The 21,267-nt window shown below is 42.7% G+C and carries 19 protein-coding genes; 7 read left to right on the forward strand and 12 right to left on the reverse strand.

Features of this window, described 5'->3' with window-relative positions; genetic code table 11:
- Positions 1-103: 103 nt before the first annotated feature.
- Positions 104-568 carry a tRNA (uridine(34)/cytosine(34)/5-carboxymethylaminomethyluridine(34)-2'-O)-methyltransferase TrmL gene (gene trmL / locus AC3KVK_RS03140; protein WP_490310754.1) on the reverse strand — a complete coding sequence of 155 codons (465 nt, stop codon included), beginning with the start codon at positions 566-568 and terminating at the stop codon, positions 104-106.
- Positions 569-674: 106 nt separating this feature from the next.
- Between trmL and AC3KVK_RS03145 the strand changes: the two genes are divergently transcribed.
- Positions 675-1,571, forward strand: coding sequence for a cation diffusion facilitator family transporter (locus AC3KVK_RS03145; RefSeq protein ID WP_490310755.1), 897 nt, complete (start codon positions 675-677; stop codon positions 1,569-1,571).
- Here AC3KVK_RS03145 and AC3KVK_RS03150 read toward each other — a convergent pair.
- The 3 genes from AC3KVK_RS03150 to AC3KVK_RS03160 are packed head-to-tail and all read right to left on the reverse strand — an operon-like array spanning position 1,529 to position 4,567.
- A complete protein-coding gene (locus tag AC3KVK_RS03150; protein ID WP_490310756.1) occupies positions 1,529-2,488 on the reverse strand; it encodes an alpha/beta fold hydrolase in 960 nt (319 codons plus the stop codon). The two genes, AC3KVK_RS03145 and AC3KVK_RS03150, sit on opposite strands and share 43 nt — an antisense overlap.
- 8 nt (positions 2,489-2,496) lie before the next feature.
- Complete coding sequence (locus tag AC3KVK_RS03155) at positions 2,497-3,882, reverse strand: ATP-binding protein (protein ID WP_490310757.1); 1,386 nt, start codon at positions 3,880-3,882, stop codon at positions 2,497-2,499.
- A gap of 1 nt (position 3,883) precedes the next feature.
- Positions 3,884-4,567 carry a response regulator gene (locus tag AC3KVK_RS03160; protein ID WP_490310758.1) on the reverse strand — a complete coding sequence of 228 codons (684 nt, stop codon included), beginning with the start codon at positions 4,565-4,567 and terminating at the stop codon, positions 3,884-3,886.
- A gap of 143 nt (positions 4,568-4,710) precedes the next feature.
- Between AC3KVK_RS03160 and AC3KVK_RS03165 the strand changes: the two genes are divergently transcribed.
- Positions 4,711-5,148: a Spy/CpxP family protein refolding chaperone gene (locus tag AC3KVK_RS03165; RefSeq protein ID WP_490310759.1), complete on the forward strand. Its 438-nt coding sequence runs from the start codon at positions 4,711-4,713 to the stop codon at positions 5,146-5,148.
- 74 nt (positions 5,149-5,222) lie between these two features.
- On the opposite strand, the gene yacG is transcribed toward AC3KVK_RS03165, so the two are convergent.
- The 8 genes from yacG to nadC all read right to left on the reverse strand — a co-directional run bounded on the left by yacG (position 5,223) and on the right by nadC (position 13,778).
- Complete coding sequence (gene yacG, locus AC3KVK_RS03170) at positions 5,223-5,453, reverse strand: DNA gyrase inhibitor YacG (protein WP_490310760.1); 231 nt, start codon at positions 5,451-5,453, stop codon at positions 5,223-5,225.
- A gap of 85 nt (positions 5,454-5,538) precedes the next feature.
- Positions 5,539-7,221: a type IV-A pilus assembly ATPase PilB gene (gene pilB, locus AC3KVK_RS03175; RefSeq protein ID WP_490310761.1), complete on the reverse strand. Its 1,683-nt coding sequence runs from the start codon at positions 7,219-7,221 to the stop codon at positions 5,539-5,541.
- A 91-nt stretch (positions 7,222-7,312) separates the two neighbouring features.
- Entirely contained in the window at positions 7,313-7,951 is a 639-nt protein-coding gene (gene coaE / locus AC3KVK_RS03180) for a dephospho-CoA kinase (RefSeq protein ID WP_490310762.1), read from the reverse strand.
- Positions 7,952-8,089: 138 nt separating this feature from the next.
- Positions 8,090-8,986 carry a prepilin peptidase gene (locus AC3KVK_RS03185; RefSeq protein ID WP_490310763.1) on the reverse strand — a complete coding sequence of 299 codons (897 nt, stop codon included), beginning with the start codon at positions 8,984-8,986 and terminating at the stop codon, positions 8,090-8,092.
- A 7-nt stretch (positions 8,987-8,993) separates the two neighbouring features.
- Positions 8,994-10,232, reverse strand: a complete 1,239-nt coding sequence (locus AC3KVK_RS03190; protein ID WP_490310764.1) for a type II secretion system F family protein — start codon at positions 10,230-10,232, stop codon at positions 8,994-8,996.
- A gap of 67 nt (positions 10,233-10,299) precedes the next feature.
- Positions 10,300-12,003 carry a type IV-A pilus assembly ATPase PilB gene (gene pilB, locus AC3KVK_RS03195; RefSeq protein ID WP_490310765.1) on the reverse strand — a complete coding sequence of 568 codons (1,704 nt, stop codon included), beginning with the start codon at positions 12,001-12,003 and terminating at the stop codon, positions 10,300-10,302.
- 79 nt (positions 12,004-12,082) lie between these two features.
- Positions 12,083-12,418 carry a type IV pilin protein gene (locus tag AC3KVK_RS03200; protein ID WP_490310766.1) on the reverse strand — a complete coding sequence of 112 codons (336 nt, stop codon included), beginning with the start codon at positions 12,416-12,418 and terminating at the stop codon, positions 12,083-12,085.
- 472 nt (positions 12,419-12,890) lie between these two features.
- Complete coding sequence (gene nadC / locus AC3KVK_RS03205; protein ID WP_490310767.1) at positions 12,891-13,778, reverse strand: carboxylating nicotinate-nucleotide diphosphorylase; 888 nt, start codon at positions 13,776-13,778, stop codon at positions 12,891-12,893.
- Positions 13,779-14,027: 249 nt separating this feature from the next.
- Here nadC and ampD point away from each other — a divergent pair, with 249 nt between their 5' ends.
- The 5 genes from ampD (at position 14,028) to aceF (ending at position 21,161) form a co-directional block, all read left to right on the forward strand.
- Positions 14,028-14,567 (forward strand): 1,6-anhydro-N-acetylmuramyl-L-alanine amidase AmpD, encoded by a 540-nt coding sequence (gene ampD, locus AC3KVK_RS03210; RefSeq protein WP_490310768.1) that lies wholly within the window; start codon positions 14,028-14,030, stop codon positions 14,565-14,567.
- A gap of 53 nt (positions 14,568-14,620) precedes the next feature.
- On the forward strand, positions 14,621-15,463 hold the full coding sequence (ampE, locus tag AC3KVK_RS03215; RefSeq protein ID WP_490310769.1) for a beta-lactamase regulator AmpE: 843 nt from the start codon (positions 14,621-14,623) through the stop codon (positions 15,461-15,463).
- A gap of 300 nt (positions 15,464-15,763) precedes the next feature.
- Positions 15,764-16,513: a pyruvate dehydrogenase complex transcriptional repressor PdhR gene (gene pdhR, locus AC3KVK_RS03220; protein WP_490310770.1), complete on the forward strand. Its 750-nt coding sequence runs from the start codon at positions 15,764-15,766 to the stop codon at positions 16,511-16,513.
- A 71-nt stretch (positions 16,514-16,584) separates the two neighbouring features.
- Positions 16,585-19,251: a pyruvate dehydrogenase (acetyl-transferring), homodimeric type gene (gene aceE / locus AC3KVK_RS03225; RefSeq protein ID WP_490310771.1), complete on the forward strand. Its 2,667-nt coding sequence runs from the start codon at positions 16,585-16,587 to the stop codon at positions 19,249-19,251.
- A gap of 11 nt (positions 19,252-19,262) precedes the next feature.
- The gene (aceF, locus tag AC3KVK_RS03230) at positions 19,263-21,161 is read left to right on the forward strand and encodes a pyruvate dehydrogenase complex dihydrolipoyllysine-residue acetyltransferase (protein ID WP_490310772.1); all 1,899 of its coding nucleotides are present in this window, start codon (positions 19,263-19,265) and stop codon (positions 21,159-21,161) included.
- Positions 21,162-21,267 lie beyond the last annotated feature (106 nt).

Raw genomic sequence — 21,267 nt, forward strand, 5'->3', positions numbered from 1 at the left:
GTATTTTAGTTTAGTTGACTTTATCGAAAATGAGGGAAAAAGAGAGGATATTTATAAGTGAGACACAGCTGTAGAGCTTGGGCCCTACAGCTGAGGAAAGCGGCTAAACGGAACCGGCAAAATCTAGTTGGCGCCAAGATTCGTAAATAAACACCGCGACAGCATTAGATAAGTTCATACTGCGGCTATCAGGTTGCATTGGAATGCGAAGGCGCTGTTCGTTGGGTAGGGACTCAATAATGTCCATCGGTAGGCCTCGAGTTTCAGGGCCGAATAACAAACAATCGCCAGCTTTAAATTGCGCTTTATGAAATGGGCCGGAACCTTTGGTTGTGCAGGCGTAAACGGTTTTCGGTTTTTCTGTCGCTAGATAACTTTCTAAGTTTGGATGGCGTTTTACATGACTAAATTCATGGTAATCTAGCCCAGCACGGCGCACACGTTTGTCATCCCACTCAAACCCTAATGGTTCAATTAAGTGTAGCGAGTAACCTGTATTGGCACATAGGCGAATAATATTACCGGTGTTGGGGGGGATTTCAGGTTGATAAAGTACGATATCGAGCATAAACACCTCTTGAAAAATTGCTGGCTTATACTATCAAAAAGTAGCGGGGACGCGTATTAAAAATGATAATATCTTAATGGTTAAGTCAAAAAACTAGGCAGAGTTGATGAAAGAAAGAGATTATGGGTTTTGGGTCAAGTTAGCCAGCTGGGTCACCATGGCGATGGTCAGTGTTATGATCTTAACAAAAATATGGGCGTGGCTGACCACAGGCTCTGCAGCTATGCTTGGCTCTTTAACCGATTCTTTAATGGATATTACAGCGACCCTGATGAGCTTTTTTGTCCTACGATATGCGCTTAGACCCGCAGATGATGACCATCGCTTTGGCCATGGTAAAGCTGAATCGCTAGCAGGGCTTGGCCAAGCGGCATTTATTGCAGGCAGTGGTTGTTTATTGGCTTTTCATGGTATTGAGCGTATTTATAATCCGACCATGGTTTCACACACCAGTATTGGTATAGGTGTGAGCATTTTTGCGATTATCTGCACGTTAATTATTGTCACTGTACAGCACCAAGTTATTAAGCGTACGGAATCAATAGCGATAAAAGCAGACTCTGTACACTATAAAGGTGACTTAATCCTCAATGCGAGTGTAATTGTGGCCATGGCTTTATCAAATTATGGGTGGCTGCATGCTGATGGCTTCTTTGCGATTTTTGTAGCAGGTTATTTACTCTTTAATGCGTGGCAAGTTGCGTTAGAAAGCGCGGATCATTTAATGGATAAAGAACTGCCAGATGAAGAAAAAGCGCAAATTCTACAGTGGGTTAATAGCCACGATAAAGTGCATGGTGCTCATGATATTCGAACGCGTCAAGCAGGTCAGACAAAGTTTATTCAGCTACATATTGAGCTAGATGACGACCTTACACTGATGAATGCTCACCATGTATCTGACGAAGTTGTCGGGATTATTGAGAAAAATATGGATGGGCACGTTGATATCTTAATCCATCAGGATCCTTTATCTGTGGTTCGGGGGGCTAAAAAATCATAAATCTGACTCATTACGCTACGGCGAATGCTGTCTTGCGCGCACAATAACTCGTGTTTGGCCTTTTTGTATTGGACTAATGACGCGTGAGGCTGACGGCTCAGCCACAGATCTTGCGCTTGATTATCAACTATCTCATCGTCTGCTGCTTGCAGCAAGAGTATCTCCAGATTTAGAGGGGTCTCTGCTATTTTCTGCATTGCAATTAGTGCCGCTTTAAGCCAAGCGGCGGTGACTCCGCCGAGTTGGATAGTGGGGAAAGTACGATATAAACTTCTAAAAAGTTGGTAACGGATTTCACTCTGTGTGAGCTGATTTTCCTCAAAAGGCTTTTCACAATAATCACCCTGACCAGGTAAATAAGCGGTTTTCTGCCCTATGTTGACCAATAGATTGAGATAGCACTTTGCAAACCAATTAGGTAGCGATCCAAAATGGATACCAAACATCGGAGCGCAAAAAATAGCGCGTTTAAACTTATCTGGGTGTGTTTGCAGGTATAAAGCAGCGATGGCACTGCCCATCGAGTGAGCAAGTAAGGTTTTTTCTCCCTGCCAATATTGTTCGACCACTGTATTATTAAAGTGTGAAAAGGCGTCAACATAAACAAAAAAATCTTCAATATACCCTTTATGGAGATTGCTTAATTGACGACTCGATAAGCCTTGGCCTGGGTGGTCCATAATGAAAACTGCATAATTATTATGGTAGAGTTCCCAAATCAATTCTTTGTATTTTAATAAGCATTCAATGCGGCCACTAGAAATGACGATTGCATGTTGAGCTGATGCGGGAATCGTATATGCGTAAGCTAACTCAAATCCAGCAAATGCTAAGGTCGTTTGTATGACGTTTTCTTGCCAGAAGGTGTCAATAACTATTTGGTTTTCGCTTAGCTGTGTTTCTTCGGAGTAAAACATAATTGGTTCTAATCTTGATTTAGCGGTAATGTGACAGTGACACATAATCCACCATCAGTTTGATTAAATAAAGATATTTGACCATTGTGGGCTTCGATCGCGTGTTTACTGATGGCTAGCCCAAGGCCTGTGCCCCCTGAATTTCGATCTCTGGCTTGTGACACTCGAAAAAAAGGCTCAAAAATTTGGGTTAAATATTCATCTGGTACACCAGGTCCATCATCACACACCGAAATTATTAACGTTTGATCATGATGCTTTAAATCAACGGTGACATGGTGTTGTGCGTATTTTATCGCGTTACGAAGTATATTCTCGAAAGCACTGGCGAGCGCTTTGGCATCAAAGCTAAATTGTGCATCTTGATGGCCGCTGAGAGTGAGTGATTTATGGTGCTGTTTAGCTTCAAATTGTGCATCAGAGACGACTTTATCAATCACTTGATTAAAGGCTTGCTTTTCTTTAATTAGTACCTGACTTTGCGCTTCCAAACGAGAGACGGTTAACACGTCAGCAATCATTTTATCAAGGTTTTCAGCCTCTTTTTCAATACGTTGAATATACGGATTGTGTTGATTATCGAGTTGCATTTGTGCAAGTCCTGCAGCCATTTGTAAGCGTGTTAAAGGCGAGCGCAGCTCATGAGAGATATCGGCGAGTAAGCGTTTTTGACTCGTGACTAATAATTCAATTTTTTCAGCCATTTGATTAAATTCATCAGTTAACTGGCCGAGCTCATCGCGTGATGCAGTACCATTGTTTACGCGTGTTTTGAGCTGCCCTTTGGCGAGTTCACTGGAGGCTTTTTTTAATGCGTTGATGGGGCTCATCAGCGCTTTACTAAACAATAAACTCAAACTTAAACTTGCACCAAGTGCGATTAGCCATTTGAGCCAAGTGGGCATAAGCTTTAATTTAAAAATAAGGTGGGGCTTGGTATCTGGTTGAATTTCATAGAGTAAATAGCTCTGATGCTCAACGTTTATTTGAATAGGCCCAAAAGCGTGGTAAGTAGGAGTAAAAATGATTTGTGGCGATAAAGCTTTGGTGTAACTAATAAGGCTAATATCGATTTCGTTATCGAGAGGCTGATTAAAGTAACTCTCATTTTTTTGCTCATCAACAATATAGATTAAGCGATGTTTGGTCATACGTGGGTGATTGACAATCTCTTTGACATCGCGTTGGGATTTTTTACTCGCGCGCTCGATACTCTTACCTAACATAGCTAGGTTTTTTTCCATAGGCCCTTTTAAAGGCTCGTTGATTACATTATCAGTGGTGATATTACTTAAGAAGATAGCGAGGCCGATTGTGGCTAAAATAGTGAGCCAAAACCAAATAAAAATTTTGAAAAATAAATAACGGCGCGGATCGAATCGCTGAAAAGTCATCCTAAGCTCCCGAAACAAAAATATAACCTGAACCTCGGATGGTCTTGATACGCTCAGGCTCAATATGTTCAGCTATTTTTTTGCGAATATTACTAACATGCATATCAATCGAGCGGTCAAAAGCAGCCAAGCGCCGACCTAGCACTTGTTCGCTTATTTGCTCTTTACTGACAATATCACCAGCACATTTTAGTAACAGGTTTAAAATTTCATACTCAGTCCCGGTGAGTAATAAAGTGTGACCAGCGGCGAGTACTTCACGACTATGAGGGCGAACTTCAATATCGTGCCAAATATTGGGGTGATTTTTGTTACTGGCGGTAATGTGCTCAATACGACGGGTAATTGCTTTGACGCGAGCGAGGAGTTCGCGGTGATTAAATGGCTTGGCTAAGTAATCATCAGCGCCAAGTTCTAAACCAAATATACGGTCAAAATCTTCGCCGCGAGCGGTGAGCATGATGACAGGGGTGAGTTTATGTTGGCGTAAGGTTTTAAGTACGTCAAAGCCTTCAATTTTAGGAAGCATTACATCAAGAAGAATCAATGGATAATCATGAGCGAGCGCTTCGTTTAGGCCTGCTTCACCATCATTTTTAATGACTAATTCAAACCCTTGCGCACCTAAATATTCATTTAATAGTTCACATAAAGGGATATCATCGTCAATTAATAGCAGTTTCATAGCGCACTCTGGTTAGCTTTTATGAATTTATTTTAACTGTTTATCAGTTGATTTGGCACTCTTTACACAACCTTTACGTTCCTTTGCGTTCCTTTTCATTGCAGTTGCTAAAGTGTGTTTACCAACCTATGGAGAGTATCATTATGAAATTATCACAATTGGCTTTAATCGCAGCGTTTGGCGCGACCGCATTCTTTTCGAGTGCAAGTTTTGCTAAGCCAGATCATAACTTAGCACGTTTTTTACAGTCAGACCGCGCTGCAAAAAAACTCGACTTAAGCCAAGCACAGCAAGATCAAATTGCTGCGTTGCAGACATTGAGTAAAGCGGAGCTCGCACCTTTTAAAGAAACGATGAAGGGGAACCGGACTGAAATTAAGGCGATTGTTCAGGCTGAACAGTTTGATGAAGCTGCATTTAGAAGTGCTATACAAGGTAACCAATCAGAGCATCTTGAAATAGCAGTGATCCGAGCACGATACAACAACCAAGTTTGGAATGTGCTAACGGTCGAACAACAAGAAAAGCTGAGCAAAATGGCTAAGCATAGGCATAAAAAAATGAAAAAACAGCAAGGTTAAATTGAAGTCATTAAAAAGGCGCTGAGTCGAAATGTATCAGTGCCTTAATATTTAATTGTTCGAGTGTAAAAGGTTTACTTAAAAAAATCCTGCTCTGCTTTTGCTAGCATTTCTTCGATATCTTCAATCATCTCAGAGGTTACTTTTTGGTCATTACCACTTTGGCTGCTAATTTTATGGTTTTCCATTGACCACTCACCAAGGTCGATTAATTGACATTGTTTACTACAAAATGGTCTAAAAACAGATTGCTCGCCCCAAATTACGTCTTTTTTGCAGTTAGGGCAGGAAACGACAGTACTCATTCCGGACTCTTAAAATCAAATAAAAACAAAGTTTACCTCGTGCTTGTCACGATGCAAAGTGCTTTGCTGTTTTTTACGCAGTGACTTAAAAGCTGGTCACACGGTTTATTTCGGCCAAACTGGTGACCCCTTTGGCCGCTTTTCGTAATCCAGATAATCGTAAGTTATTAAAGCCGAGCTCTTTCGATTTTTCGGCTATTTCAAGGGAGTTACCACCGCGCATAATAATTTGCGCGATTTCAGGGGTAATTTGCATTACTTCATAAATACCCACTCGGCCTTTATAGCCTTCGGTACAAAGTTCACAGCCGACGGCCTTAAATAAAGTGAGATTTTGACTTTGTTGCTCATCAAAGCCTTGGCGAATAAGCTCTTCATAGGGGAGTTCTTCAGGTTGTTTGCAGTTGCTGCATAAACGCCGAGCAAGGCGCTGGGCGATAATGAGGGTGACTGAGCTTGCTACATTGTATGCTGGGACGCCCATATTGAGTAAACGGGTCAGGGTTTCTGGGGCCGAATTAGTATGTAAGGTCGAAAGCACTAAGTGACCTGTCTGCGCCGCTTTAATTGAAATTTCTGCTGTTTCAAGGTCTCGTATTTCCCCCACCATCACTACATCGGGATCTTGTCGCAAAAACGCACGCAGGGCATTGGCAAAAGTCATATCAGCGCGGGCGTTAATTTGCACTTGGTTAATGCCAGCTAAATTGATTTCGACGGGATCTTCAGCTGTTGATATATTTCGCTCAGGTTTATTCAGAATGTTTAAGCCTGTATAAAGCGAAACCGTTTTCCCCGAGCCTGTGGGACCTGTGACCAAAATCATGCCTTGAGGCTGGGCGAGGGCATTTAGATAGAGCTCTTTTTGCTCTGCTTCGTAACCAAGCACATCAATGCCGAGCATGGCACTGGAGGAGTCTAAAATCCGCATTACGATTTTTTCGCCCCATAGCGTCGGCAGAGTTGAAACCCGAAAATCGATGCTTTTTTTCTTGGTGATTTTAAGTTTTATTCGGCCATCTTGTGGCTTGCGTTTTTCGGCAATATCAAGCCGTGACATAACTTTAACCCGTGCAGAAATCCGGTTTGCGAGCGCTTGTGGCGGGGTGGCGACTTCATGCAATATGCCATCAATGCGAAAACGAATTCGATAGGTAAATTCGTAGGGTTCAAAATGTAGATCTGAGGCGCCTTTACGAATGGCATCCATCAAAATTTTATTGATATAGACGATAATCGGTGCATCTTCTTTATCATCAGCGTTGTCGTCTTCTTTGTTTTCGCTGCTGGTGTCGACTTCGAGATCGCTAAATTCTTTAAACTCATCGTCGCTTAAATCAAGGCCTTTTGATGAGTCAAAAAGTTGTTCAATCTTTTTTTCAAGCTCAGCAAAGTCGACCACGACTGCTTCGGTTTGTAAGCCGGTATTAAACTCGAAATTTTCAAACGCATCAAAGTCAGTGGGATCAGAGGTCGCTAAATAAAGTGTACGTTTTTTTTGACCGAGCGGAATAATATGATGCTTACGAATGAGAGACTCATTGATTAGTTCACTGGGAATATTACGGACATCAAAATAAGATAAGTCGAAAAAAGGGACGTTAAATAACTCGCTACACTTGGCTGCAAATGACTTAGATGTGAAATCGCTACTACTAGTAATAAGTTCAATTACAGAGGCGCTACTGGCACCACGTGCGCTGATATCTTCAGGGGTGAGATAACCAAGGCTGATACATTTACGAATAAGCGGAGAGTTGACATTCATATCGCGTGACCCAAACTATTGATTAGTTAAGTGTTACCGAGAACGCCAAGAATGCAAGAATATCAAGAGTGTTTAAAAACTATAGCTGGCGTTAAGTTAGTTTCTGGTAAGCATGGTGTAATTTAATCACCTGCTGCTGGGCAAAAAGTAAGTCTTTTGAATTATCAAGAATGTCATCAGCTTTTGCTTGTTTGTCGTGCCGGGACATTTGCGCAGCCATAATGGCTTCGACTTGCGTTGTTGGTACGTTATCGCGCTGACTTGTGCGGCTAACTTGCAATACTTCGGGGGCGTCGACTAAGAGTGTGCGGGTGCAAAGTGTATCGAGCTGATTTTCGAATAATAACGGGGCAACCAAGATCACGTATGAGCTGGTGGCGGCATTTAAGTCGTGGTGGATTTTTGCTCTGATTAATGGGTGGAGTAAGTTATTAAGCCAGCTTTTATCAACTGAATTGCTAAAAATTTTCTGACGTAAAAAAGCACGGTTTAACTCACCATTTTCGAGTAACACATCGTCACCAAAGTACTGATGAATCGCATTTAAAGCAGGGCTACCTATGGCAACTACTTCGCGAGCTATTATATCCGCATCCACCAATTCAATGCCGAGCTCTGCGAACATATTGGCAACGGCCGTTTTACCCGAGCCAATACCACCGGTTAAACCAATAATAGGCTTGTTAAAATCAACGGATGAATTGGAAGGTGAAGTGATGTCTTGGTTCATAAAAGTGTTACTTATGGTATGAAATTCACTGTAGTGAGTTCGTTTGTAGAGCGTTAATAGCTAACTGGTAAACTTTATAGGGTGAGCTTATTAAACTTCACCCTGTTTTCTCGTTGCAATTTTGCTGAAAGCTTGTGCTTATAGCAAATATGACAAGTACGCCTGATTGATTTGCTCGCCCCATAACATGGCTATCCAGCCGGCAATGGCAATGTAAGGGCCAAACGGGATGGGGGTGGCTTTGTCTTTACCTTGAATGCTTAGCAAGGTAATGCCAATGATTGCGCCCACTAAGCTTGATAATAATATAATCATCGGTAAGGCCTGCCAGCCGAGTAACGCGCCAAATACGGCCATTAGTTTGAAGTCGCCATATCCCATGCCTTCTTTACCGGTCGCAAGTTTAAACAGCCAATACACCGACCAAAAACACAAATAGCCCAATGCCGCGCCCATAATGGCTTGATTAGGCTCAATGGTTAAAGCAAAGACTGATGCCAACAATGCAAGCCAAAGGAGTGGTAAGGTCAGCTGGTCGGGGAGCAGCATGTGGTCAATATCAATAAATATCAGTGCAATCAGCACCCAGGTAATCACTACGTAGAGAGCGGTTATGGCGGTTGCACCGAATACCGCAGCAACCGCGACGCTTGCAAGCATCGTCAGTAGTTCAATACTAGGGTAGCGAATTGAGATGGGCGCTTTACAGTTGGCGCATTTGCCTTTTAAAAATAACCAGCTTAATACCGGAATATTTTGCCATGCCTTGATTTTACTCTGACATTTAGGACAGGTTGATGCCGGTACCGCTAAGTTAAAAGGGGCTGCAGGGTTTGTTGAATCAGCTGGTTGAGGGTTGGTTTTAAGCTCATCTTCAAGCAATAAACGACATTCAGACTGCCACTCATTTTGCATCATCATCGGTAAGCGATAAATTACTACATTCAAAAAACTACCAACAGCTAAAGACACCAACGCAACAGTGAGATAAAAAAAACACGGTTGCTGTTGGAATAAGTCTAATACATCACTCATTATCACATTAACCACCGACGATCGCGCCGAGTTGGAATATCGGTAGGTACATAGCAATAATCAAACCACCAACCAACACCCCTAAAATGGCCATAATCAAAGGCTCGAGTAAGGTTGATAGGCCATCGACGGCATCGTCGACTTCTTGTTCATAAATTGTGGCTACTTTTGAAAGCATGTCATCAAGTGCGCCTGATTCTTCACCAATGGCGACCATTTGCACTACCATGTCGGGGAAAATATTCGAGTTACGCATCGCGAAATTCATTTGATTCCCCGAGCTGACTTCGGCTTTAATTTCAATAATGGCTTCGCGATAAACGGCATTGCCAGAAGCACCTGCTGCAGAATCAAGGGCATCAACGAGCGGCACACCTGCAGCAAAAGTGGTTGAAAGCGTACGGGCATAACGCGCCACTGCGGCTTTGTCTAAAATTTTACCCACAATCGGCAATTTCAAAATTGCGCGGTCAGTGTTATCGCGAACATTTTTACTGCCACGGTGCGCTTGGCGAAAGGCAAAAAACGCTGCAGCCATACCACCAAATACTAGCCACCAATAATTTTGCATAAACTCAGAAATACTAACAACAAACAAAGTAAAAGCGGGCAATTCAGCGCCAAAACCGGCAAAAACCGATTCGAATTGTGGTACCACAAATATTAACAAGATAGAAGTGACCACTAAGGCAATGGAAAGTACTGCAATGGGGTAAATCATGGCTTTTTTAATTTTAGATTTAAGTGCTTCGGACTTTTCTTTATAAGTAGCAACTCGGTCAAAAATTGCGTCTAACGCACCTGATTGCTCGCCAGATTCGACTAGATCACAGTAGAGATCGTCAAAGTAAAGCGGGTGTTTACGCAATGAGTCTGAAAACGGGTTACCGGCTTTGACTTCGTCGCCAATTTTAGTAATCAAGCGTTGGAGATTCTTTTTTTCTGAACCTGATCCTATCATGTCAATGGCTTGAATCAGGGGCACGCCAGCCATCAGCATCGTGGCGATTTGGCGAGTGAGGACACAGATATCTTTAGCGGTAATTTTCGGCTCAGACGATAAACCAAGAAGTGGTTTACTCTTCTTTTTTACTTTAGAGGGGGTAATGCTTTGCTTGCGCAGCTGGGCTTTGACTAAGGCAATACTCGCGCCATTCATCTCACCTTCGAGCTTTTTACCACGACTGTTGACTCCGACCCAGGTATAGGTGTCGAGCGCTTTGCTGGCGGCTGTTTTTTTTGCCATGGTGTGATCCTTTGCCAAATAAACTGTGTGTTTTTATTATAAATTATAGGGTGTATTAAACACCCTTTTAGTGCTGATAGCTAGTGACGCGGTTGATTTCAATTATTGAGGTCATACCGGTGGCGGCTTTTATCAGGCCCGAGCGGCGCAGATTATTTACTCCTTCGCTAGTGGCGACCTCGGCTATTTCAAGGGAGTTACCACCGCGCATAATAATTTGTGCAATATTGGGAGTAATGGGCATCACTTCGTAGATACCAACCCGGCCTTTGTAGCCCTCAGTACAATGCTCGCAACCCACTGCTTTAAATAACGTCAGTTCCGGTAAGTCATCTTGGGTAAAGCCAAGTTTTAAAAGCTCCTCTACAGGGACATCTTCAGGGGCTTTACAATGGTTACATAAACGACGAGCAAGGCGCTGGGCAATAATTAAGCTAACAGAGCTTGCAATGTTGTACGAGGGCACCCCCATGTTCATTAAACGAGTGAGGGTTTCTGGCGCTGAGTTAGTATGTAAGGTCGAGAGCACTAAGTGACCAGTTTGCGCCGCTTTTATGGCGATTTCGGCGGTCTCTAAGTCTCGAATCTCACCGACCATCACCACATCGGGATCTTGACGTAAAAAGGCACGTAGGGCATTGGCAAAGGTCATATCTGCACGGGGATTAATTTGCACTTGGTTAATGCCGGCCAAGTTAATTTCGACCGGATCTTCCGCGGTTGAAATATTACGCTCAGGTTTGTTAAGAATATTCAGACCGGTATAGAGCGAAACTGTTTTGCCCGAACCGGTTGGGCCGGTGACCAAAATCATACCTTGTGGTTGGGCTAAGGCATTCATGTACAAGTCTTTTTGTTTAGGATCATAACCCAGTACATCGATGCCGAGCATAGCGCTGGATGAATCCAAAATCCGCATTACGATTTTTTCGCCCCAAAGGGTTGGCAAGGTTGAAACACGAAAATCGATGCTTTTCTTTTTCGAGATTTTGAGCTTAATACGGCCATCTTGGGGTTTGCGTTTTTCGGCCAAGTCCATGTGTGACATGACTTTTATGCGGGCTGAAATACGGCTTTCAAGCCCTACCGGAGGAGTGGCTATTTCATGCAGTACGCCATCAACACGAAAGCGAATCCGATAAGTGTGCTCATAAGGTTCAAAGTGTAAATCCGAGGCGCCTTTTTTTATTGCATCCATCAATATCTTATTAATGTAGACGATAATCGGTGCATCGTCTTCTTTACTGTTAACGTCAGTCGAGAGGGATTTTTTGTTGGAGGTGTCTTGTTCGCTTTCGACCCCTTGAAGCTCGGCCATTTGCGCATCACTGAGCTCGAGTCCATCGGTTTTATCAAATAACGACTCGATAGCGAGATTCAATTGCTCGTAATTGACCACTACCACTTCGGTTTGCATGCCAGTATTAAACTCATAGTCTTCAAAGGCATCAAAGTTAGTAGGATCGGCACATGCTAAATATAAGGTTTTACCTTTAAGTGCTATAGGGAGGATTGAGTGTTTTCTGATCAGTTTTTCGTTTATTGTTTTCTCTTCAGGCAATGAGCGAATATCAAAACCAGACAAATCCATATAAGGCACGAAGAATAATTGTGAGGCTTTTTTTGCCAACTCTTCAGCTGTAAAGCTACATTCTTTACAAAGCAATTCATAAACTGATGTTAAGTTACCATCTTTATAATCATTTAAATTTGAGGAAGTTAAATAACCGGAGTTTACGAGCTTGCGAATAAGAGGAGAGTTTAATGACATTTTTATATGATATATACTTGATTTTATTTTTTATTAATGAAAATTAGATGGGAAGAATGTTCTTCCCATCTAAAATAGATTAGCTTCTTGTAACTGTTGAATCAGCTGCTGCAGGTGATTTTTTCTTACCTGTTAATGTAAATGGAAACGCAGTTGGTATTGCTGTTGGCTCATAAGAAGCGCAAGAGCTAGCTGCAGGATATGCAGTTATAGCTTTGCTTGGATCATGAATGCCTATTGCGACAGAATCAGCTACACCTTTCAGCTCTAACAAACAAGCTCTTTCTGCACCGCTTGAAGTATATTGCTGATACTGCGGAATCGCTACTGCAGCCAAAATACCGATTATTGCAACTACGATCATTAATTCGATTAGTGTGAAGCCTTTTTGGGCTTGTTGTTTCATGTTTTTCATATGTACCTCTCCTAACGAGTAACATTTGGGGCTAACTTCCGGGGGGAAAGTATGTTCACGCCCCGATTTAACATCTCTAAGTATAGTGTGTTTTCTCAAATGAGAAAGTCAGTGAGGGTATTTGTCCTAACACCTTACACTGCATACAAAAAGATGATGTCACTGTGATTGATTTAGCCGATTGGCCAGTGTGGTTGGGTAAATTGACCGATTGTTTGGGCAAAAAACTCGACTAAACAGTGGTAATGGGCTAATAAATCCTTATTGAATCATCCTTTTGTATTAGCTGTTACTTCCTGTACTCGCTAATTCTTACTAGATACTAACAGGTGTTTTATGATTTTGGTAGTATCTTTTATTACAAATTAGTTACAAGTGTTGTAACGAATGTGTATTTGTCGCCATTGTACACATTTTGTTAGCCCTGACAATTGGCATTATGCAAATTTTACATAACATATGCTGGTTTTTTTTAGATTGGATCGTTCAAAAAACGCATTGATAAATCAAGGGCTTTTACGTGCTTGGTAATTGCGCCGCTTGAAATGTAGTCGACACCTGCTTGCGAATACTCGCGTAATGTTTCGATGGTCATATTTCCTGACACTTCGAGTTTGGCGCGTTGATTGTTAATACGCTGTTGATTGGGGTGTTGTTCGGTTAATTGTACGGCTTGATTGATATCAGCCACGGTGAAATTATCAAGCATAATAATGTCGGCACCGGCATCGAGGGCTTGGCTAAGCTCGGTGAGGTTTTCGACTTCAACTTCGACTTTGAGCTGTGGGTGATTGTGTTTGGCGGTGGCTACGGCTTTATCAATCCCGCCGCAGGCGGCAATATGGTTTTCTTTAATTAAAAAGGCATCGAACAAGCCAATACGGTGGTTTTTTCCGCCACCACAGACCACGGCGTATTTTTGTAAGGCACGTAAGCCAGGAATGGTCTTACGGGTATCGAGCAATTGGGTGGTGGTGCCTGCGAGCTCTTTGACATAGTGCGCGGTGGTGGTGGCGGTGCCCGACAGGGTTTGCACAAAATTTAGTGCAGTGCGCTCGGCCGTTAAAATGGCGCGGGCATTGCCTTTGGCGGTAAATAAAGTGTCGTTTGCTTTTATTATGTCGCCATCGTGTTTGTTTATTTCAAGCTGAACGCTTGGGTCAACCTGTTTGAAGACTTCTTTAATCAGTGCTTCGCCACAAAAAATGCCATCTTCGCGGGTGATGACTTTGGCATGAGCGAGTTGAGCGGGCGGAATAAGCGCTGCAGTGATATCGCCGTCGATTGCATTTTGCCCATTGAGATCTTCTGCTAAAGCTTGGGCGACGAGTTGTTCAATTAACTGGGGTGAAATGTTCATAAGTTGACTCTCAATTGGCTAGTCTTGGGAGGTGGCATACCTTATTAATGTGTCATTTGGCTTTGCTGAGTCTTTTTACTCGTACAACGTGAGCGAATCAGTTGTAAAGGCGTGCCAAATGCCTGTTATCGGGTATTGCCACCACGTTTGCTAGTGTGTTGTCAGATATATGATTTATTTTACCTCTTTATAAAAAGAAACCCTAGGGGCAAAATAGGGCAAAAGCGAATAAACAAAAAAAGGATGACCATGTTTGCAATTGAACAAGGCTGGTTAGGGGGGGTGACACGTTGCCCATCGGCGCATTTTAATGAGCGCCCAGATGACGAAATCTCGTTATTGGTGGTGCATAATATTTCGCTACCTGCGGGTCAGTTTGGTGGGCCTTTTATCAATGATTTGTTTTTGGGTTGTTTAGATTGCACTGCGCATCCGAGTTTTGCTGATTTAAAAGGGCTTGAGGTGTCGGCGCATTGTTTGATTCGCCGCGATGGGCAAGTTATTCAGTATGTGCCGTTTAATCAACGCGCTTGGCATGCGGGGGTCTCGATGTTTGAGGGGCGCAGTAATTGTAATGATTTTAGTGTCGGAGTTGAGCTTGAAGGCACCGATACCACCCCTTATACCGATGCCCAGTATTTGGGATTGGCGGCTATAGCCAAGTCATTGATAAACCAGTATCCTAGGCTGACAAAAACGCGGATCACTGGCCATGAACATATTGCGCCAGGGCGAAAAACCGATCCGGGTCAAAGTTTCAATTGGCCACACTTTTTGTCACTTTTATAACCTTATACTTTTATTTTGATTAACCAAACGAGATAGCTTAATTAGGTAATGTTATGACCTTAATTTCGATTTTAATAGCGCTGATTATTGAACGCTTAGATGCCCGCGGTAAATATTGGCAAATGCAAACCTATGCCAGTGTTTATTTAGACAAGTCACAAGGGTTCAGTGGGTTATTTAAACAATCCATGCTTGTTTTTTTGTGGTTACTTGTACCGGCTTTGTTAGTTGCGGGTGCGGCGCGCTTTATTGACTTTGTACTGTGGCAGATGTTGGTTAATGTGGTGGTGTTATTGGTTTGTTTGGGCTGCGTGTTTTATCGTGAAAAATACAAAGGGTATTTGAATGCGATGCAGCGTAATGATAGCGAAGCGGCGAGTTTGTATGCTTTGCAGCTTGGCCAAAAACGTACCGAAGATCAGCGTGGTGGCGAAACCCTTGGGCAAACGTTGGCTTGGATTAACTTTCGTTTTTATTGTGCGGTGATTTTTTGGTTTGTGGCGCTAGGCCCAGCTGGAGCGGTATTTTACGCTTTGGTGCGTAGTTTTGCTGATGCTGTACGTGAGGGTAAAGCTGATAGCCTGAAACCACATAAAAAAATGCTGCAAGCATGGTTATTTTGGCTTGATTGGTTACCTGCGCGAATTGCCAGTTTTGGCTTTTTAATTATCGGTAACTTTAATAAAGGAACCTCGTGCTGGCTTAAGCATGTGCTTAATTTTTCGATCAGCAACCGAAAAATGGTCACAGAAACAGCCCTTGCTGCCGAACAAGTTGAAGCTCAGCATATTGGTTGTACCGTTGAGGCGCTATGTATGGTGAAACTGGTCAAGCGTAATGTATTGTTCTTTTTAGCCATCATTGCGGTGCTGACCTTGTTTGGCAATGTCTCTTAGTGGTTGTGTTGAGGCGCAGCGCTTTTTTTAGCCAAACAGTAAAAGCGACAGATTAACCTGTCGCTTTTCGCTTTCTGGTCTGACCATTTTACTTTTTAGCTTTATTTCTTTCATTTTGTCGAAAAGTTTTCATAATTGTCGGTTAACGTGTTTTTTATCTGTGCGTTGTTTTGTCTTAAATTGTTGCTTTATTAGTCGTGCTTTGACAGTGGCGGTAGATTTTGTTAATTTATGCCCAATATTTTGGTATGACCAATTTACCTTTAAATCTTTTTCAATAACTTGAGTAACCCTTTTTCTATGTCTCTGAAGATCAAAGCAGCAAAATTATCCGATGTAATTTTAGAGCAATTAGAAAATATGATCCTTGAAGGGTCATTAGCGGCTGGGCAAAAACTTCCTCCAGAGCGTGAGCTCGCTAAGCAATTTGATGTGTCTCGACCGTCATTACGTGAGGCGATTCAGAAACTGGAAGCGAAAGGGCTTGTTACCCGTCGCCAAGGGGGCGGCACTTACGTTAAAAATCAGCTTGAAGGTGGGATGACTGATCCTCTATTTGAATTGATCAGTAAACATCCTGAATCGCAATTTGATTTACTTGAATTTCGCCACGCGCTTGAAGGTATTGCTGCTTATTATGCTGCATTGCGTGGTACCACCACTGATTATGCCAAGATTCAAACGAGTTTTGATTTAATTATGGCTGAAGAAGGCAATATAGAGGCTAAAGCAAAAGCGATAAACGGCTTTCACTTTAGCATCGCTGAAGCGTCACATAATGTGGTGTTACTGCATTTAGTGCGCGGCATGGAAGCGTTGTTAGAACAAAACATTGTGCAAAATTTAACGGTATTACTTGAAAAGCCAGCAGTGCGAAAGCAGCTGGCTGAGCACCGTAAGTTGTTGCTTGATGCAGTCGTTAATGGTGAGCCCGATAAAGCTCGGGTTGCCAGTAATGCTCACTTGGCGTTTATCGAAGAAGCGTTATTAGAAGCCGGTAGAGAACATTCAAGAATTGAGCGTAGTTTAAGGCGCACACAACAAAGTTAAGCTAAATCGGGTTTAATGTTGTGGGAAAATTTGAAGCTAAATTCGTATTTTAAACATAAGGAAAACTCCATATGTCTGAAGTCAATAAATTTGACGTAGACGCACTAGAAACACAAGAGTGGTTACAGGCTTTAGAGTCTGTTGTGCGTGAAGAAGGTGTAGAACGTGCTCAATTTTTACTTGAGCAAGTATTAGAAAAAGCCCGTTTAGACGGTGTTGATATGCCAACGGGTGTAACAACAAACTACATCAATACTATTCCAGTTGAGCAAGAGCCAGCGTATCCTGGTGATGTGAATCTAGAGCGTCGAATTCGCTCGATCATTCGTTGGAACGCAATCATGATTGTATTGCGTGCATCGAAAAAAGATCTTGAGCTTGGCGGCCATATGGCGTCTTACCAATCATCAGCTGCGTTTTATGAAGTGTGTTTTAACCACTTTTTCAAAGCGCCTAACGATGTTGATGGTGGTGATTTAGTTTATTACCAAGGTCATATTTCACCTGGTATTTATGCTCGTGCATTTGTTGAAGGCCGTTTAAGTGCTGATCAACTTGATAACTTCCGTCAAGAAGTAGATGGCAATGGTTTGTCGTCTTATCCACATCCAAAGTTAATGCCTGAATTTTGGCAGTTCCCTACGGTTTCTATGGGTTTAGGCCCTATAGCATCGATTTACCAAGCACGTTTCTTAAAGTATTTAGATGGCCGTGGTTTAAAAAATACCACTGACCAACGTGTTTATGCCTTTTTAGGTGATGGTGAAATGGATGAGCCAGAATCACGTGGTGCGATTTCATTTGCTGCACGTGAAAAGCTCGACAACCTGTGTTACCTCATCAACTGTAACTTACAGCGTTTAGATGGCCCAGTGATGGGTAATGGTAAAATCATCCAAGAGCTTGAAGGTTTATTTAAAGGCGCTGGTTGGAATGTCATTAAAGTTGTATGGGGTTCTGGTTGGGATATTTTACTTGCTAAAGACACGACGGGTAAATTACTACAATTAATGAATGAAACCATTGATGGTGATTACCAAACATATAAAGCCAAAGATGGCGCGTATGTTCGTGAGCATTTCTTTGGTCGTTACCCTGAAACTGCAGCACTGGTTGCAGATATGACGGATGAGGAAATTTTTGCCCTTAAGCGTGGTGGTCATGAGCCATCTAAATTGTATGCAGCGTTTAAAGCGGCGCAAGAGACGAAAGGTCGTCCAACGGTCATCTTAGCTAAAACTGTTAAAGGTTATGGTATGGGTGAAGCGGCCGAAGGTAAAAATATTGCTCACCAAGTGAAGAAAATGGATATGACGCATGTTGCGCATTTACGTTCTCGCCTTGGTTTACAAGACTTAGTGTCTGATGATGAGCTGGTTAACTTGCCTTATTTGACTCTTGAAGAAGGTTCAAAAGAGCATGAATACTTGCATGCACGTCGTAATGCGTTAAAGGGTTACACACCAAAACGTATTGCTAACTTCACTCAGCCGTTAGTGCTTCCTGAAGTTGAGGCGTTTGCACCGTTACTTGAAGAGCAAAAGCGTGATGTATCAACGACAATGTCGTTTGTTCGTACCTTAAATGTGCTACTTAAAGATAAAAACATTGGCCAAAACATAGTGCCAATCATTGCTGATGAAGCGCGTACCTTTGGTATGGAAGGATTGTTCCGTCAAATTGGTATTTATAATCCTCACGGCCAAAACTACACGCCACAAGACCGTGACATCGTTTCTTACTACAAAGAAGCCACTTCAGGTCAAGTGTTGCAAGAAGGGATTAACGAATTAGGTGCAATGTCATCGTGGGTGGCTGCGGCAACATCTTACAGCACGAATGATTTACCGATGATCCCATTCTACATCTACTACTCAATGTTTGGTTTCCAACGTGTTGGTGATATGGCGTGGATGGCAGGTGACCAACAAGCTCGTGGTTTCTTACTCGGTGCAACTGCTGGCCGTACAACCCTCAATGGTGAAGGTTTACAGCATGAAGATGGCCACAGCCATATTTTAGCAAACACGGTGCCTAACTGTATTTCTTACGATCCTACTTATGGCTATGAAGTCGCTGTAATTATTCAAGATGGTATTCGTCGTATGTACGGTGAAAACCAAGAAAATATTTACTACTACCTGACCGTGATGAATGAAAACTATCATCAACCTGCAATGCCAGCGGGCGCTGAAGAAGGAATTCGTCGTGGTATCTATAAACTTGAAGACTATGCTGGCAGCAAAGCACGCGTGCAATTACTGAGCTCAGGTACCATCATGAATGAAGTGCGTAAAGCGGCGCAAATCTTAAGTGATGATTATGGTATTGGTTCAGATGTTTACTCGGTTACATCATTTAATGAATTAACTCGCGATGGCCAAGATGTTGAGCGTTTCAATATGCTTAACCCTGGTGCAGATGCGCGTGATGCTTATATTACTGAAGTGTTAAATGACTCAGCAACAATTGCTGCAACTGATTACATGAAGAACTACGCAGAGCAAGTTCGCGCGTTTATTCCATCAGCAAACTACAAAGTATTAGGGACTGATGGTTACGGTCGTTCTGATAGCCGTGAGAACTTACGTCGTCACTTTGAAGTAAATGCGGGTTATGTTGTTGTGGCTGCATTAACTGAATTAGCAAAACGTGGTGAAGTGGATAAAGCGCTGATCGTTCAAGCAATCGAAAAGTTTGAAATCGATACAGACAAACTTAACCCACTGTACGCTTAAGAGGATTGAAGATGACTATTGAAATTAATGTACCAGACATTGGTGCTGATGCAGTTGAAGTCACTGAAATTTTAGTCAGTGTTGGCGATACCGTAGCCGAAGATCAGTCTTTGTTAACTGTTGAAGGTGATAAAGCATCAATGGAAGTGCCTGCCTCAAAAGCGGGTGTGGTAAAAGAGATTAAAGTCTCAGTGGGTGACAGCGTTGAAACTGGCAGCCTCATTATGGTTTTTGAAGGTGAAGGTGCAGCAACCGCTGCTCCTGCACCTGTAGCACCGGTGAATGAAGTTGCTCCAGCAAGTAATACTGCTGCTGAGTTAAAAGATGTTCATGTGCCTGATATTGGCGGTGATGAAGTTGAAGTCACAGAAATTTTGGTCGCCGTGGGCGATGTTGTGGCTGAAGATCAATCAATCTTAAACGTTGAAGGCGATAAAGCATCAATGGAAGTGCCGGCTCCTTTTGCTGGTACAGTGAAAGAAATTAAGGTTGTTGCTGGTGACAAAGTTGCCACAGGTAAATTGGTGATGGTGTTTGAGGTGGCAGGTTCATCTGCGCCAGCAGCACCAGTCGCTGCTGCGCCAGCACAAGCTAGCCCTGCAGTCTCCGTTTCTGCCAATAAAGATGTTAACGTTCCAGACATTGGCGGCGATGAAGTTGAAGTCACTGAAATTTTAGTGTCAGTGGGTGATGTTGTTGCTGAAGATCAATCTATTTTAAATGTTGAAGGCGATAAGGCTTCAATGGAAGTGCCTGCGCCATTTGCTGGTACTGTCAAAGAAATTAAAGTAGCCGTTGGTGATAAAGTTGGGACTGGCTCCTTGGTGTTTGTATTTGAAGTGGCAGGCAGCGCGCCTGCTGCACCTGCACCTGCACCTGCAGCAGCTCCGGCAGCGCAATCTGCTCCAGCGGCTCCTGTTTCTGCACCGGCTTCAACGCCTGCACCTAAAGCTGAATCGTTTGCTGAAAATAGTGCGTATGCCCATGCATCGCCTGTTATTCGTCGTTTAGCACGTGAGTTTGGGATTAACCTTGCGAACGTTAAAGGCACAGGTCGTAAAGGCCGAGTGGTGAAAGACGATGTACAAAACTATGTTAAACAGCTTGTTAAGCAAGTTGAATCGGGTGCGTTGAGCGCGAATAAAGGCACTGAAGGTGGCGGTGAGTTAAACCTGATCCCTTGGCCTAAAGTAGATTTTGCTAAGTTTGGCGAAGTTGAAGAGAAAAAACTGTCGCGTATTCAAAAGCTATCGGGTGCAAACCTTCATCGTAACTGGGTCCAAATTCCACATGTGACGCAATTTGATGAAGCAGATATCACCTCACTAGAAGTGTTCCGTAAAGAGCAAAATGCGCAGGCTGAAAAACAAAAACTCGGTGTGAAAATTACGCCTTTAGTCTTTGTTATGAAAGCTGCAGCTAAAGCACTTGAAGAGTTCCCAACGTTTAATTCATCGTTATCTGAAGATGGCGAAAGCTTAATTTTGAAGAAATACGTGAACATAGGCGTGGCGGTTGATACGCCAAATGGCTTGGTTGTTCCTGTTTTCAAAGACGTGAACAAAAAAGGCATTATTGAGTTATCACGTGAGTTAATGGATATCTCCAAAAAAGCGCGCGAAGGTAAACTCACCTCTTCAGATATGCAAGGTGGCTGCTTTACTATTTCAAGCTTAGGTGGAATTGGTGGTACGGCCTTTACGCCTATCGTTAATGCACCTGAAGTGGCAATCTTAGGTGTCTCTAAATCTGAGATTAAACCAAAATGGAATGGTAAAGAGTTTGAACCTAAATTAATGGTACCGCTGAGCTGCTCTTACGACCACCGTGTAATTGACGGTGCGCTAGCTGCTCGCTTTACTGTGACATTAGCTAACTACTTAAGTGATATTCGTCAGTTAGTAATGTAAAAAGACAATCCTGTTTGTGTAAACAAACAGGATTTATTTTGTATCCAATGATACAATTTGACCAAATTTAAACGCTGTCGTGTGTTCTTGTCTTGCAGGGTTACTT

It is taken from the genome of Pseudoalteromonas sp. J2K-J979 (genome assembly GCF_058169715.2).

Coding starts and splice junctions, on each gene's coding strand:
- trmL (WP_490310754.1), bottom strand. CDS start 568: ATGCTCGATATCGTACTTTATCAACCTGAAATCCCCCCCAACACCGGT.
- AC3KVK_RS03145 (WP_490310755.1), top strand. CDS start 675: ATGAAAGAAAGAGATTATGGGTTTTGGGTCAAGTTAGCCAGCTGGGTC.
- AC3KVK_RS03150 (WP_490310756.1), bottom strand. CDS start 2,488: ATGTTTTACTCCGAAGAAACACAGCTAAGCGAAAACCAAATAGTTATT.
- AC3KVK_RS03155 (WP_490310757.1), bottom strand. CDS start 3,882: ATGACTTTTCAGCGATTCGATCCGCGCCGTTATTTATTTTTCAAAATT.
- AC3KVK_RS03160 (WP_490310758.1), bottom strand. CDS start 4,567: ATGAAACTGCTATTAATTGACGATGATATCCCTTTATGTGAACTATTA.
- AC3KVK_RS03165 (WP_490310759.1), top strand. CDS start 4,711: ATGAAATTATCACAATTGGCTTTAATCGCAGCGTTTGGCGCGACCGCA.
- yacG (WP_490310760.1), bottom strand. CDS start 5,453: ATGAGTACTGTCGTTTCCTGCCCTAACTGCAAAAAAGACGTAATTTGG.
- pilB (WP_490310761.1), bottom strand. CDS start 7,221: ATGAATGTCAACTCTCCGCTTATTCGTAAATGTATCAGCCTTGGTTAT.
- coaE (WP_490310762.1), bottom strand. CDS start 7,951: ATGAACCAAGACATCACTTCACCTTCCAATTCATCCGTTGATTTTAAC.
- AC3KVK_RS03185 (WP_490310763.1), bottom strand. CDS start 8,986: ATGAGTGATGTATTAGACTTATTCCAACAGCAACCGTGTTTTTTTTAT.
- AC3KVK_RS03190 (WP_490310764.1), bottom strand. CDS start 10,232: ATGGCAAAAAAAACAGCCGCCAGCAAAGCGCTCGACACCTATACCTGG.
- pilB (WP_490310765.1), bottom strand. CDS start 12,003: ATGTCATTAAACTCTCCTCTTATTCGCAAGCTCGTAAACTCCGGTTAT.
- AC3KVK_RS03200 (WP_490310766.1), bottom strand. CDS start 12,418: ATGAAAAACATGAAACAACAAGCCCAAAAAGGCTTCACACTAATCGAA.
- nadC (WP_490310767.1), bottom strand. CDS start 13,778: ATGAACATTTCACCCCAGTTAATTGAACAACTCGTCGCCCAAGCTTTA.
- ampD (WP_490310768.1), top strand. CDS start 14,028: ATGTTTGCAATTGAACAAGGCTGGTTAGGGGGGGTGACACGTTGCCCA.
- ampE (WP_490310769.1), top strand. CDS start 14,621: ATGACCTTAATTTCGATTTTAATAGCGCTGATTATTGAACGCTTAGAT.
- pdhR (WP_490310770.1), top strand. CDS start 15,764: ATGTCTCTGAAGATCAAAGCAGCAAAATTATCCGATGTAATTTTAGAG.
- aceE (WP_490310771.1), top strand. CDS start 16,585: ATGTCTGAAGTCAATAAATTTGACGTAGACGCACTAGAAACACAAGAG.
- aceF (WP_490310772.1), top strand. CDS start 19,263: ATGACTATTGAAATTAATGTACCAGACATTGGTGCTGATGCAGTTGAA.